Annotated in this window: 9 protein-coding genes; 1 reads left to right on the top strand and 8 read right to left on the bottom strand. The window is 67.9% G+C overall.

What is annotated here, in order from left to right; genetic code table 11:
* Positions 1–163 precede the first annotated feature (163 nt).
* The 5 genes from BLW75_RS37640 to cmdF all read right to left on the bottom strand — a co-directional run bounded on the left by BLW75_RS37640 (position 164) and on the right by cmdF (position 7,902).
* Positions 164–1,438, bottom strand: a complete 1,275-nt coding sequence (locus BLW75_RS37640) for a class I SAM-dependent methyltransferase (protein ID WP_034321444.1) — start codon at positions 1,436–1,438, stop codon at positions 164–166.
* 116 nt (positions 1,439–1,554) lie between these two features.
* On the bottom strand, positions 1,555–2,535 hold the full coding sequence (locus tag BLW75_RS37635) for a DNA polymerase domain-containing protein (RefSeq protein ID WP_091599197.1): 981 nt from the start codon (positions 2,533–2,535) through the stop codon (positions 1,555–1,557).
* A 19-nt stretch (positions 2,536–2,554) separates the two neighbouring features.
* Complete coding sequence (locus tag BLW75_RS37630; RefSeq protein WP_091599194.1) at positions 2,555–4,843, bottom strand: ATP-binding cassette domain-containing protein; 2,289 nt, start codon at positions 4,841–4,843, stop codon at positions 2,555–2,557.
* A 65-nt stretch (positions 4,844–4,908) separates the two neighbouring features.
* Entirely contained in the window at positions 4,909–6,033 is a 1,125-nt protein-coding gene (locus tag BLW75_RS37625) for an ATP-dependent DNA ligase (protein ID WP_034321445.1), read from the bottom strand.
* A 258-nt stretch (positions 6,034–6,291) separates the two neighbouring features.
* Positions 6,292–7,902 (bottom strand): tyrosine 2,3-aminomutase, encoded by a 1,611-nt coding sequence (cmdF, locus tag BLW75_RS37620; RefSeq protein WP_034321446.1) that lies wholly within the window; start codon positions 7,900–7,902, stop codon positions 6,292–6,294.
* Between the two features lie 294 nt (positions 7,903–8,196).
* Here cmdF and BLW75_RS37615 point away from each other — a divergent pair, with 294 nt between their 5' ends.
* A complete protein-coding gene (locus tag BLW75_RS37615) occupies positions 8,197–9,225 on the top strand; it encodes an IS30 family transposase (RefSeq protein WP_091596790.1) in 1,029 nt (342 codons plus the stop codon).
* 43 nt (positions 9,226–9,268) lie between these two features.
* Here BLW75_RS37615 and BLW75_RS37610 read toward each other — a convergent pair whose 3' ends face one another.
* Genes BLW75_RS37610 through rfbB form a run of 3 tightly spaced genes read right to left on the bottom strand, consistent with a single transcriptional unit; the run spans position 9,269 to position 12,178 of the window.
* The gene (locus BLW75_RS37610; protein ID WP_034324463.1) at positions 9,269–10,003 is read right to left on the bottom strand and encodes a class I SAM-dependent methyltransferase; all 735 of its coding nucleotides are present in this window, start codon (positions 10,001–10,003) and stop codon (positions 9,269–9,271) included.
* A gap of 25 nt (positions 10,004–10,028) precedes the next feature.
* A complete protein-coding gene (locus tag BLW75_RS37605; RefSeq protein WP_034324495.1) occupies positions 10,029–11,171 on the bottom strand; it encodes a DegT/DnrJ/EryC1/StrS aminotransferase family protein in 1,143 nt (380 codons plus the stop codon).
* Positions 11,172–11,182: 11 nt separating this feature from the next.
* Positions 11,183–12,178, bottom strand: coding sequence for a dTDP-glucose 4,6-dehydratase (gene rfbB, locus BLW75_RS37600; protein ID WP_034324466.1), 996 nt, complete (start codon positions 12,176–12,178; stop codon positions 11,183–11,185).
* Positions 12,179–12,194 lie beyond the last annotated feature (16 nt).

Genomic DNA, 12,194 nt, shown 5'->3' with positions numbered 1-12,194 from the left:
GGGCTCGAAACCGTAACTCGCTTGCTCAGAGCCGTAACTCGCGTGATTGAAGGCGTAACTCTCGAGTTACGGCTCTGATCACGTGAGTTACGGCTTCAATCACGCGAAGTACGGAAAGCACGATGCCCCGTCGCGGGAGCGACGGGGCATCGGCGGGTCCGGCTCAGGCCGCGGCGGCGTCCCGCCACCGGCTCGAAACCACGCGAGGCGACGGGATCGGGACCACGAACCGCCCGCCCGCGTCCAGGAACTCGTGCTCGTTCGCGATGATCTCGTCGGCGTAGTTCCACGCCAGCAGCAGGTAGTAGTCCGGAGGCGTGTCCTTGGCCTCCTCCGGCGAGCACACCGGGATGTGCGTACCCGGGGTGAGCTTGCCCTGCTTGCCCTTGGTGGTGTCGGTGACGAACTCGATCTCCGCCGCGGTGAGCCCGCAGAACTGCAGCAGCGCGCAGCCCTTCGACGGCGCGCCGTAGCCCGCGACCCGCTTGCCCATGGCGACCAGGCCGCGTACGAAGTCGCGGATGTGGTCGATCACCGACGCGGTGTTCGCCGCGAACTCCAGGTACGGCCGGTCGCTGTGCAGCCCGAGCGCGCGCTCGTGCCCGAGGATCGCCCCGACGGTGTCCCGCGTGGCCACCGGGCTGTCCTGGGGCGTGGCGAAGACGATGATCGACCCGCCGTGCACCGGTGCCCGCTGGACGTCGACGAGCCGGAGACCGTGCGAGGTGAACAGCCGGTCCAAAGTGGACACCGAATAGTACGAGAAGTGCTCGTGGAAGATCGTGTCGAACTGGTTCTCCGCCAGCAGATCCACCAGGTAGGGCACCTCGATGGCGAGGACGCCGTCGTCGGCGATCACCGACGTCACCCCGTCGAGGACGTCGTGCACGTCCGGGATGTGCGCGAAACACTGCCTGCCCAGCACGAACTTCGCCTTGCCGTGCTCGGCCGCGACCCGCGCCGCCGATTCGCGGCCGAAGAACGCGGCACGCGACGGGACACCGTTCTCGTTGGCGATCTCGATCAGGTTGCGGGCCGGGTCCACGCCGAACACCCGCAGCCCGCGGCGCTGGAAGTAGGTCAGCTGGGTGCCGATGTTGCTGCCCAGCTCGACGACCAGGTCGCCCTCGGTGAGGCCGGCGCGCTCGTGCGCCCAGTCGACGATCCGCTCCATGTGCCCGGCGATCAGCGCGGACTCCGAGGTCACGTAGACGTAGTCGCTGAACATCACGTCCGGCCGGACCTCGTGCCGGATCGACATCAGCCGGCAGTCCCGGCACACCACGACGTCCAACGGGAAGGCGGGTTCTTCGGGGAGCGGGTCCGTCGGCTCGAGGAAACCGTTCGCCAACGGGTGCGAACCGAACGAATAGACCTCGAGCCAGTCATCGGCGCCACACACCCGACAGGTGTCGATTGTCCTGATGACGTCCTGCATCGTGCCTCCTGATGGAAGTGATCGTTCGCCTGCTGGTGCTACGGGCTGTCTCCAGATCCATGGTCGTCCGCGCACGCGAAGGCGGCGTCTCCTGACCTGCCGAGGAAAGCCGCGGTTCAGCGCAGGTCGGGAAGGCCGGCGCGCTCGTCGCGCTCGGCCTGCTCCAGCAGCGGCGTCAGATCGTGGCCCGCGTCGTCCAGCCACGCGTGCAGGTCCCCCACGGCGGCGAAGCGGACGGGCATGGTGCGGATGTCGAAATCGGCAGGCTCGGCGTCGGCCAGCTCGTCCCAGGTCAGCGGGGCGGACACGAGGCCGCGTGCGGTGGGGCGCACCGAGTACGCCGAACCGACCGTCGCGGCGACCTGGTTGTAGTCGAAGTACACGCGCGAACCGCGGTTCTTCTTGAACCACTCCATGGTGACCAGCTCGGGCCTGCGCCGGACGAGTTCCCGGCCCAGCGCGATCGCGGCCCGGCGGACGTCGGCGAAGGACCACTTCGGCGCGATCGGCACCAGGACGTGCAGGCCGCCCTTGCCGGAGGTCTTGGGGCCGGCGGTCATCCCGAACTCCGCCAGCAGCGCACGCAGCTCCTGAGCCACCAGGACGATGTCGGCGAACGTGCGTCCGGGGCCGGGATCCAGGTCGATCTGGAGCCGGTCCGGGCGGCCGAGATCGCCTTCACGGACGGGCCACGTGTGGAAGGTCAGCGTGCCGAGGTTCGCTCCCCACACCAGCACCGCCAGTTCGGTCGGGCAGACCTCGTCGAGGACGATGTCGTCGTTCACCGGGACCCGGACCGTCCGGACCCAGTCCGGTGCGCCTTTGGGAAGCCGCTTCTGGAAGAACGCCGAACCGCGCGCGCCGTTCCATTCGGTGAGTTTGGACTCGGGCTGCACACCGCCCGGCCACCGTTCGAGGGTGGTCGGGCGGTGCAGCGTCGCGGTCAGCAGCCCGGCCCCGACCGCGACGAAGTACTCGATCAGTTCGAGCTTCGTCGCGCCGAGGTCCGGGAAATAGACCTTGTCCGGATTGGACACTCGGACGGTGCGCTCGCCGCCGGGCGAACGCACCTGCAGCTGAAGGTACTTGGCCGCCATGTCCGAGTGCCGCCTCCGATCAACCGCAGTGCCGCTTGAGGTGCTGTCCGGTCAGCGAGGTGCCGTGCTTCACCAGATCCGCGGGCTTGCCGGTGAAGACGATCTCGCCGCCGGCGGTCCCGCCCTCCGGGCCGAGGTCGATGATCCAGTCGGCCTGGCGGATCACGTCGAGGTTGTGCTCGATCACGATGACCGTGTTGTTCTTTTCGACCAGCGTACCGAGAATCCCCATCAACGTGTCCACATCGGACAGGTGCAGGCCGGTGGTCGGCTCGTCGAGCACGAACACCGAACCCTCGCGGTGCAGTTCGTTCGCCAGCTTGAGCCGCTGGCGCTCACCGCCGGAGAGCGTGCTGAGCGACTGGCCGAGGCTCAGGTAGCCGAGGCCGACCTCGACCAGCGCCTTCAGCTTCGGCGCCAGCGCGGGCTCGGTGAAGAACTCGGCCGCTTCGGAGATCGGCATCTCCAGCACGTCGGCGATCGACTTGCCGCGCAGCTCGTGTTCGAGCACCGCGTCGGTGAACCGGCGGCCGCCACAGCTCTCGCATTCGCTCGTCACCGGGTCCATGTACGCGAGTTCGGTGATGATGACCCCGCGGCCCTCGCACTCCTCGCAGGCGCCCTTGGAGTTGAAGCTGAACAGGCCTTCCGAAACCTTGCCCGCCTTGGCGAACAGCTTCCGGATGCCGTCCATCACGCCGATGAACGTCGCCGGCGTGGACCGCAGCGAGGCCGAAATCGGCTTCTGGTCCACGAAGATCGCGTCCGGGTACTCGGCGAGGAAGACCTGCTCGACGAGCGTCGACTTGCCGGATCCGGCGACGCCGGTGACCGCGGTGAGCACCCCGGCCGGGAACTCCACCGACACGTTCTTCAGGTTGTGCAGCGCGGCCTTCTTCACCGGGAGCTTGCCCGTGGGGGTGCGCGGCGTCGTGTTGAGCTTCGTGGGCGCGCTCAGCGCCTTGCCGGTGGCCGTCGACGACTTGCGCAGCGCGGCGACCGTGCCCTCGAAGACGACCTCGCCACCGTGCACACCCGCGCCGGGACCGAGGTCCACGACGTGGTCGGCGATCGCGATGACGTCCGGGTCGTGCTCGACGACGAGGACGGTGTTCCCGCGGTCGCTCAACGCCTTCAGCAGCGCGGTGAGCCTGCCGACGTCGTGCGGGTGCAGGCCGGTGCTCGGCTCGTCGAAGATGTAGAGCATGCCGGTCAGGTCGCTGCCGAGGTGACGGACCAGCTTCAGGCGCTGCGCCTCACCACCGGAGAGGGTGGAGGTCTGCCGGTCGAGGGTCAGGTAGCCGAGACCGATGGCGGCCATCCGCTCCAGGCCGACCCGCGCGTTGTCCGCGATGGCCTTCACCGTCGCGCCGGTGAGCTTCCCGAGCAGTTCGATCAGCTCGTCCACCTGCAGCGCGGCCCATTCGGCGATGTTCTTGCGCTGGATCTTGGTGGCCAGCGCGGCCGCGTTGAGCCGGGTGCCGCCACACGAGGCGCATTCGCCGTCGGTGACGAACTGCTTGACGGTCTCCCGCTTGCGCTCGCTCAGCGTGCTGATGTCGCGCTTGAGGTAGAGCCGGGTGAACCGGTCTTCGAGACCCTCGTAATTCGTGGCGAAGGAGGTGTTCTTGGTCTTGACCGTGACCTTTCCGCCGGTGCCGTGCAGGAAGTCTTCCATTTCCTTCTTGGTGAACCGCTTGAGCGGCTTGTCCGGGTCGTACATCCCGGAATTCGCCCAGATCTGGAAGTCCGGGCCACCGACCTTGTACTCGGGGAACAGCACCGCGCCGTCGTTGAGGGACTTGGAGGTGTCGAGCATCCGGTCGAGGTCGAGCCGCACGGATTTGCCGAGCCCGTCGCAGTCCGGGCACATGCCCTGCGGGTTGTTGAACGAGTACTGCGAAGGCCGCCCGTGTTCGGGGTCGGCGTGCCGGGCGAACAGGGTGCGCAGCACGGGAAGGATGTCGGTGATCGTGCCGACCGTCGAACGCGCGCTGCCACCGAGGGGTTTCTGGTCGACGAGCACCGGCGTGCCGAGCCGCTCCACCGCGTCCACCGCGGGCCGCTCGTACCGCGGCAGCTGATTGCGGATGAACCAGGGGAACGTGCTGTACAGCTGGCGCTGGGCCTCCACACCGATGGTGTCGAACACCACGGACGACTTGCCGGAGCCGGAGACACCGGTGAAGACCGTGATCTTCCCGGTCGGCACGGACAGGGTGACGTCCTTCAGGTTGTGGACACGTGCGCCCGATACGCGGATCTCCTCGCCGGCCGAGGACGAGTTCGTTCGTTTGGTGCCACTCACTATTATCCCCAATCCAGTTTATAGTCGCCAGGCAACTATGCCGTGAACGGGGATTCGGGACTTCTCTATTCGTGCCGTATCGGACGATTCGCCCCGATCACCCGATCGAGATCGACCCGGACGGGCCTTTCCAACTGGGAGTACCGGCAGGATTCCGGATCGCGGTCCGGGCGCCAGCGGACGAACTGGACCGGGTGCCGGAACCGGACGCCTTCGAGGTAGTCGTACCGGACCTCCACCACTCGTTCGGGCCGCAGCGGCACGAACGTCGGGTCCTTCTCGCGGTTCCACCGGCTCGCGCCCTGGCCGAGTCGTTTGCGTTCCTCGATGGTGTCGGCCATCCATCCCCAGGGATGCCGGTCGAAATCCGTGACGAGCGGCTGGAGTTCTTCGAACAATTCCTCGCGCCGGGCCATGCTGAACGCGGCCGAGACGCCGACCGGGGCCAGGCCGTCGACGAGGGTCACCCACCGTTCGAAACCCGCCCACGCGCCGATGTCGTCGTACAACGCCAGCAACAGCGAACCGATCCGGTCCGGGCCCGATTTGTGCACCCGGTAGCCGGCGACGACACAGTCCGCGGTGCGGACGTGCTTGATCTTGGCCTGCACCCGTTTGCCGGGCTGATAAGGCTGATTCGGGTCCTTCGCGATGATGCCGTCGATGCCGGCGCCCTCGAATTCGGCGAACCACCGGCGCGCCTGGTCGATGTCCCTGGTCGCCGGGGTCACGTGGACCGGCGGCCCCGCGTCGGCGAGCGCCTCTTCCAACCGGGCGCGGCGGATCTCGAACGGTTCTTCACGGAGGTCGAGGTCGCCGAGGGCGAGCAGATCGAAGGCCACGAAGGACACCGGTGTGTCCTCACTGAGCTGCTTCACGCGGCTGGCCGCCGGGTGAACCCGTTGCTGCAGGGCGAAAAAGTCCAATCCCTGACCGTCCTCGGCGAACACGACCGCCTCGCCGTCGACCACACAACGCTCGGGTAGCTGACGGCGCGCGGCCTCGACGAGATCCGGGAAGTACCGGGTCATCGGCCGCTCGCCCCGGCTGCCGATCTCCACGTCGTCCCCGTCGCGGAACACGATCGTGCGGTAGCCGTCCCATTTGGGCTCGTAGAAGCAGCCCTCGGGGATCGCGGTCAGCGGCCTCGCGAGCATCGGGGCGACCGGAGGTCCGAAGGGCAGCGCCATGGCGGCGATTCTGCCCGCGCGGCGTGCCTCCGGCCACTCCGGTCGTGCCCTGGGTCACCCGGGTCGTGAGTGGCGTTTCGGGTTCTATTGAGCCGAACGTCGAACGTGGCGTGTTCTCGGGCGGGTCGATGGTGGGATGAAGGCTCCCTTCGCCGCGTCTAATGCGGTGAAAGGAGCCTTCGGCCCTGGTCAAGCGCGGGTCGTGAGTGGCGTTTCGGCTTAGAACCCGAAACGCCAGTCACGACCACCGGGACCGGCTCAGCGCAGTTCGACGCCCGCGGACTCGACCGCTTCGAGGAATTCGCCCCGCGCCAGCGCGGCGGCGACGGCCTCGATGTCGTCGGCCATGTAGCGGTCCTGGTCCAGCGTCGGCACCAGCTCGCGCACCTTCTCGTAGGTGGCCAGCGAAGCCGGGCTGAGCCCGTCGCGCCGCCCGGAGATGTCGACCGCCTGCGCGGCCGCCAGGAACTCCACGGCCAGGATGTACTGGTTGTTGGCCAGCACGCGGCGCGCGTTGCGGGTGGCGATCAGGCCCATGCTGACCACGTCCTGGTTGTCGCCGTTGGACGGCACGCTCTGCGTGCTGGCCGGGGCGATCGTGCGGTTCTCCGCCACCAGCGCCGTCGCCGGGTACTGCGCGCCGGCGAAACCGCTGTTGAGGCCGGGATCGCCGGCCACGAGGAACTCCGGCAGACCGTAGTTGAGGTGCCGGTTGAGCACCCGGTTGGTCCGCCGCTCGGAGAGCACGCCGAGCTGGGTCAGCGCGATCGTCGTGTAGTCCATGACGAACGCGACCGGCTGGCCGTGGAAGTTCGCGCCGTGGAAGATCTCCTGGCCCTCGAAGAACAACGGGTTGTCGTTCGAGGAGTTCAGCTCGACGCGCACGGTGTCCGCGGCGTGGTTCAGCGTGCTGCGCACCGCGCCCAGCACCTGCGGGATGGCCCGCAGCGAGTACGCCTTCTGGAGGTACACCTGGGTGCGGGCGACCCCGTCACCGGTCTCGTCCGCGCCGGCGGCGACCTGGTCGCGCAGCCGGGCGTGCTCGACGGTCAGCTTGCTGCCGCTGGTCAGCGCGCGCATGTTGGCCGCGGTGTCGATCTGGCCGGGGTGCGGGCGGGCCAGGTCGTGTCCCTCGGCGAGGAACGGGCTCTTCGACCCCTGCAGCGCCTCGACGATCAGCGCCGTCACGATCTCGGCCTGGCGCAGCTGCGCGAAGGCGCGGTCGAGGACGAGCGAGCCGACCCCGGTCATCGCCGACGTGCCGTTGATCAGCGCGAGGCCTTCCTTGAACTTCAGGCTCAGCGGCTCGATACCGCGCTCGCGCAGCACCCGGCCGGTGGGGACCTTGCCGTTCGGGCCGAGCACGTAGCCCTCGCCGATCAGGGTGGTCGCCACATGCGAAAGCGGCGCCAGGTCACCGCTCGCGCCCAGCGAGCCGATCTCCGGGATGGCGGGGACGATGCCCTCGTTCAGGTACAGGGCGAGCCGCTCCAGCACCTCGGGGCGGACGGCGGAGTAACCGCGGGCCAGTGCGTTCAGGCGCGCCGTGACGATGGCGCGGGACTCGTCCTCCGCGAACAGCGGACCGACACCCGCGCTGTGGCTGCGCACCAGGTTGGTCTGCAGCTCGGTCTCCTTGGCCGTGGAGACCAGCATGTAGATCATCTCGCCGTAGCCGGTGGTCACCCCGTAGATCGGGATGTCCTGGCGGGCGATGTCCTCGAAAACGCGGCGGCTCTTGGTCGCCTTGGCCAGTGCCTCCGACGTGACCTCGACCGGGCTGCCGTCCTCGGCGATCTTGCGCACACCCGGGATGTCGAGCGTCTCCCCGTCGATCTGCACAGGCACCGCAGTCTCTGCTGTCGTCACTTGTGTTCACCTTTCGTCGCTCGGGTCCCGCATGGTCGCCGCGGTGTCGCCGCCTGGTCTCTCCGGCGCCCTCACCACTACGGTCGCACCGGGACTCGCCGTGGGTCTTCTCTAGCGTTGCGTGAGTTTTTCCTTGTCAGGACACGGTTTCGCCCCGGTCGCGCGTCGGGCGCGGCCGGGGCGAAAGGGGGTTGACGGGCGGGGTGAAGGGGACTTTCCCCGCATCCGACGCGGGGAAAGCGCGGCGGTCTCAATCGGTTGTTGCAAGTAGTGGCGGCTGATAGGGAGGTCGTCATGCCAGGAGCCCGGTTGACGCGCGAGGAGCGGGAGAAGATCCAGAATGGTCTGGATCAAGGTCTTACCCAGGACGCGGTGGCGAAGGTTCTGGGTAAGTCACCCTCGACGATTTCACGAGAAGTACGCCGCGGTGGTGGGCCGCGGTGTTCCAGGCCCGGAAGCAAGGTCACTGGCCGGCCTCGCCGTTATCGGGCCGACCGAGCCCAGCGCCTGGCCGTCGAACGCGGCCGGCGCCCGAAAGCCCATCTGCTGGCCGGTGAGTTGGCGGCGGTGGTGACCGGTCTGCTGGAAGCAGACTGGTCACCCCGGCTGATCTCCCTGATGTTGCCGACGCTGTTCCCCGACGATCAGGCTATGCGGGTGAGTCACGAGACGATCTACCTGTCACTGTTCATCCAGACTCGTGGTGAACTGCGCAACGAACTCACCGAGCACCTGCGGTCAGGCCGTGACCAGCGCCGGTCACGCACCAGCACCTCCAGCCGCCGCCAGGGCCGGATAACCGGGATGACCCCGATCAGTGAACGCCCCGCCGAGGCCGCCGACCGGGCAGTGCCCGGGCACTGGGAAGGCGATCTGATCCTCGGGGCAGTCGGCCAGGGCGCGGTCATCACCCTGGTCGAACGCCACTCCCGATTCGTGTTGCTGGCCCCCCTGCCCGACACACACAAGGCCGTCGAAGTCCGGGAACTGCTCACCAGCATGATCACTACCCTGCCCACCGAACTGAAACGGTCGCTGACCTGGGACCAGGGCAACGAAATGGCCCAGCACGCCCAGTTCACCCTGGACACCGGCCTGCAGGTCTACTTCTGCAACCCACACAGCCCCTGGGAACGCGGCAGCAACGAGAACACCAACGGCCTGCTACGCCAGTACTGGCCCAAAAGCTCAGACCTGCGCCACCTCACCCAAACCCACTGCGACGCGATCGCCCTACGCCTCAACACCCGACCACGCCCTACACTCGGCCTCCTCACACCAGCACAAGCACTCGACAAAGCACTACTTGCAACAACCAGTTGAAACCGCCCGCCCTTCACCCCGGGCTTGGGGTGCGAAGCCCTGCTTACTTGCGCACGCCGACGAACAGCCCCGGCGCGTTGGCCCGGCCGTCCGACAGCTGAAGCGGGTCCGAGAGGAACTCGACCGTGCAGCCCGCCCGTTCGAAGGCGAGCTCGTACTCCTCGCGCGTGAACAGACTGGTCACCAGCTCGTCGGTCCAGGCCCGCATGCCTTCGGGTTCCGAGACGGTGAACCGGATCTCCATCCGCGTGGTCAGTCCCTCGCGCACCGACCTGGTCAGCCGGGAGACGACCCGGCGGTCCTCGCGCACCACGTGCCCGCCGACGTAGCCGTCGATGAAGTTCTCCGGGAACCACCAGGGCTCGACCACGAGCACGCCGCCGTGGTCGAGGTGCTCCGCCATCCGCGCGACGGCCTTGTCCAGGTCGTGGCTCGACAGCATGCAGGCGACCGCGTTGCCGATGCAGATCAGCGAGTCGTACTTCTTCCCGAGGTCGAAGTCCCGCATGTCACCGGGGTGGATGTCGATGTCCGGCAACCGCAGCTGCGCGAACTCCCGCATCGCCGGCGCGATCTCCACCCCTTCGACCTCGTCGAACAGCCCGGCGAGCCGTTCGAGGTGGGCACCGGTCCCGCAGGCCACGTCGAGCAGCGTCGCGGCGCCCGGCTTGCGGTCACGGATCAACGCGGCCAGTTCCTCGGCCTCGGCCCCGAAATCCTTGCCCCGGCTGCGGAAAACCAGGTCGTACAGTTCGACGTGATCGTGCCCGTATGTCATGTTCGCTCCCTGTTCTCGGATCGGGTCAGCCGTGAGTCCGGTCCCGCACGGCCCGTGCGAGCGTGTCGACGACCCGCCCGATATCGCTGTCGCTCAGCGCCTGGTGGATCGGCAGGCACAGGGTCGAGGCCGCGGCCTTCTCGGCCGAGGGCAGCACGGCGTCCGAACCGTAGGCGTCGACCTTGTGCAGCAACTGATAGCGGAACGTGGTGTAGATCCCCTCGTCGAACAGTTGCCGTGCCACGGCGTCGCGGATCGCCGGATCCATCTGCACCCAGTAGATGTAGTACGAGCTCTCGTGCCCGTCCGGCAGCGGCGGCGGCGTGCGGAGCCCCGGCACCTCGGCGATCGCGGAATCGTAGAACTCCGCGATCAGCCGCCGGCGCTTGACGAAGTCGCGGAGCTTGGCGAGCTGCGTGGTTCCGACGGCCGCCTGGACGTCGTTCATGATCGACCGCCGGGAGAACGAGGAGACCTCGAACTCCCACCACCTCGTCTGTGTCCGGTGCGCCTCGGAGAAACCGCTCGACTGCGCCATTCCCAGGTACGCGCGTTTCGCCGCCTCGGCCGTGACCGCGGGGTCCTTCGCGTACAGGATCCCGCCGTCCAGCGCGACCGCGATCTTGCCCCAGTCGAAGCTCCACGCCGAGATGTCGCCGAAGGTCCCGACCGCCTTACCGTCCACAGAGGACGATTGCGCGTTGGCCGCGTCCTCCATGAGCCAGATTCCGCGCTCCTGGCACAGCTTCGCGATCTCCACGATATGTCCCGGCCGTCCGCCGTAGTGCAGCAGCAGGACGCCGCGGGTCTTCGGGGTCAGGCAGCGTTCGATGTCCTCCACCGTCGGGTTCAGCAGCTCGGGGTCGACGTCGCAGAAGACCGGCCGGGCACCGTGCGCGGCGACGGCGTTGGCCGCGCCGACGAAGTTCACCGTCGGCAGCACCACTTCGTCGCCGGGACCGATACCGAACAGTTCCATCGCGAGGAAGGTCGCCTCGGTGCACGAATTCGTCGAGGTGACGTGCGAACGTCCGACGCCGAGGTGCGCCGCCCAAGCCTCTTCGAACTCCGCGACCTTGGTACCGCGCCCGATCCAGGAGGTCTTGAACACCTCGCCGACGGCGGCCAGTTCGTCGTCCCCCAGCGACGGCTGGAAGACGTTGATCATCTTCGGCTCCATCACGCCGCCCTGGTGACGGTGGCGTCGGCCTTCAGCGGCTCCCACCAGCTGCGGTTGTCGCGGTACCACTCGATCGTCGTCGCGAGGCCGTCCTCGAACCGGACTCGCGGCTCGTAACCGAGTTCGTCGCGGATCTTGGTGATGTCCAGGGAATAGCGACGGTCGTGCCCGAGCCGGTCCGGCACGTGCCGCACCCGGTCCCAGCCCGCGCCGCAGGCCTCGAGCAGCCGCTCGACCAAGCCGTTGTTGTCGAGTTCGGTACCGCCGCCGATGTGGTAGACCTCGCCGGCGCGGCCGCTGTTCAGCACCATCGCGAGCGCGCGGCAGTGGTCCGAGACGTGCAGCCAGTCACGGACGTTGCGCCCGTCGCCGTAGAGCGGGATGGACTTCCCGTCGAGGAGATTGGTGATGAACAACGGGATCACCTTCTCCGGGTACTGGTAATGCCCGTAGTTGTTCGTGCACCGGGTGACGACGACGTCCAGCCCGCGGGTGCGGTGGAACGCCAGCGCCAGCAGGTCCGAACCGGCTTTCGCGGCGGCGTAAGGGACATTCGGGTCCAGCGGTGACTGCTCGGTCCACGAGCCCGAGTCGATCGAGCCGTAGACCTCGTCGGTCGAGACGTGCACGAACCGGCCGACGCCGTGCCGCTGCGCGGCCTCCAGCAGCAGCTGGGTCCCGGCGACGTTGGTCTGCACGAACTGCGCCGCGCTCACGATCGAACGGTCGACGTGGGTCTCGGCGGCGAAGTGCACGATGGCGTCGTGCCCGGCGACGATCTCGTCCACCGCATGCGGATCGGCGGTGTCCCCGCGGACGAACCGGTATCCCGCCGCTTCGGCGACCGGAGCGAGATTGGCCAGATTCCCCGAATAGGTCAGTTTGTCGAAGACGGTGATCTCGGCCTCGGAAAGCCCCGGCAGTTCGCCGCGCAACGCCGCGCGGACGAACTCCGAGCCGATGAATCCGGCCCCTCCGGTCACCAGGATCCTCATGTCGCTTCCTCTCGTC

Source organism: Amycolatopsis lurida, assembly GCF_900105055.1.
GTDB classification, from domain to species: domain Bacteria; phylum Actinomycetota; class Actinomycetes; order Mycobacteriales; family Pseudonocardiaceae; genus Amycolatopsis; species Amycolatopsis lurida.
The sequence above is the reverse complement of the archived record's forward strand: the minus strand, read 5'-3'. Positions and strand labels throughout refer to the sequence as shown.